Source organism: Limnofasciculus baicalensis BBK-W-15, assembly GCF_024178385.1.
Lineage (GTDB): Bacteria > Cyanobacteriota > Cyanobacteriia > Cyanobacteriales > Coleofasciculaceae > Limnofasciculus > Limnofasciculus baicalensis.
Genome location: NZ_JAMZMM010000708.1, coordinates 1 through 1,328, shown reverse-complemented (window position 1 = coordinate 1,328; position 1,328 = coordinate 1). Strand labels below are relative to the sequence as shown.

At 70.3% G+C, this 1,328-nt stretch carries 1 protein-coding gene; it reads right to left on the bottom strand.

Features of this window, described 5'->3' with window-relative positions; all coding sequences use genetic code 11:
- Window positions 1-1,328, bottom strand: a 1,328-nt coding sequence (locus NJ959_RS29615) for a KS-MAT linker domain-containing protein (RefSeq protein ID WP_254015343.1), incomplete at both ends; no start/stop codon positions are given.

Below are 1,328 nucleotides of genomic sequence, written 5' to 3'. Positions count from 1 at the left end.
GGAAGAGGCGGACGGGGGCGGGGGGAGGTGAGGGTGCGAGGCGGACGTGAGAGGAGCAGGGGAGAGCAGCAAGTAGATGAGGGACGGACGAAAGCGGGCCCGTGCGTCGAGGAGCGCGATGTCGACGTGACGGGAGCCGTCTGCCGCAGGCGGCCGCTCATGCAGCCATGCGTGAACTTGCGCGCTCATCGGTGCCAGCACATCCAAGCGAGCGAGGCGTTGCGGTACCAAAGGCTCGGCCACACGCTGCTGTGCCGCCGCCACGACCTGCTGCAGCAAGGCCGAATGCAGTGCATACGGATGGCCGTCCGGGGGCGCGGGGACGTCGACGCGACGCGCGACGCGACGGCGACGGTCGTGAGTCCGGGCAGCCGCCGGCCGCTGTCGGCGTTCGCCGCGGCCATGGGCGGGGACCGCGCGCGGCCCCGCGTCGGTCTCGGTGAAGATTTCAAACTCCACCACGGCGTCCGTCTGCGCATACAGCCCGATGTGCACGCGCTGCGGCCCCGAGCCGATCTTCACCGCCGTTTCCCAGACCACGTCGGCGAGAGACAGCGTCGTGGTTTCGTCCACGCGCCATCCGCCCGCCAGTTCCAGGGCGGCGCGCGCCATTTCCAGTACAGCAGCGCTCGCCAGCTCACCACCCTCGACAGAGCTCGCGCCGCGGTCGAACACACTGCTGTAGCGCAGCTCATACATGTCGCTGGTGTTCTCGTGCAGCAGCGGATGCAGCGTTGTGCGCGTACCGGTGAGCGGTTCTGCCGCATGCACCGCCGGCACCGCCTCCACCCAGTAGCGCTGCCGGGCGAACGGATAGGTCGGCAGCGACACGCGACCGTAACCGCCGTCCGCCAGCAAAGCCGCGAAATCCAGCGCGTAGCCCTGCACGTACAGGTCTGCCAGTACCGCCAGCTTCTGCCGGTACTCGGCGGCCGGCAGCCCGCCGTCCACGCACGCCGCCACACACGCCTGGCCGTATTCCTTCAGCGCCGCCCGTTCGCGACTGCTCTTGTCCTTGAGCTCGCCCACGTACACCGACTCGCTCGTCGTGCCCGCCAGCCAGCGCGTCAGCGCCACCGTCAGCGCCGCCTGATCAGGCACCACGCACGCCAACCGGTGCGCGAAATGCTTGCGTCCTGCCTGCAGCGTGTAAGCCATGTCGCCGAGCGCTACGTCGTCCTGGCGTTGGCCATGCGCCAGCAGACGCTCAGCCTGCGTACGCAGCTGCTCCGCCGAACGCGCGGACAGCACGGCCAGGTGCTCCGGCCGCGCCACCCGCGCCCGCTCGCGCAGCGGCGCGTCCTGAAGCACCGGGTGCGCGTTGGTGC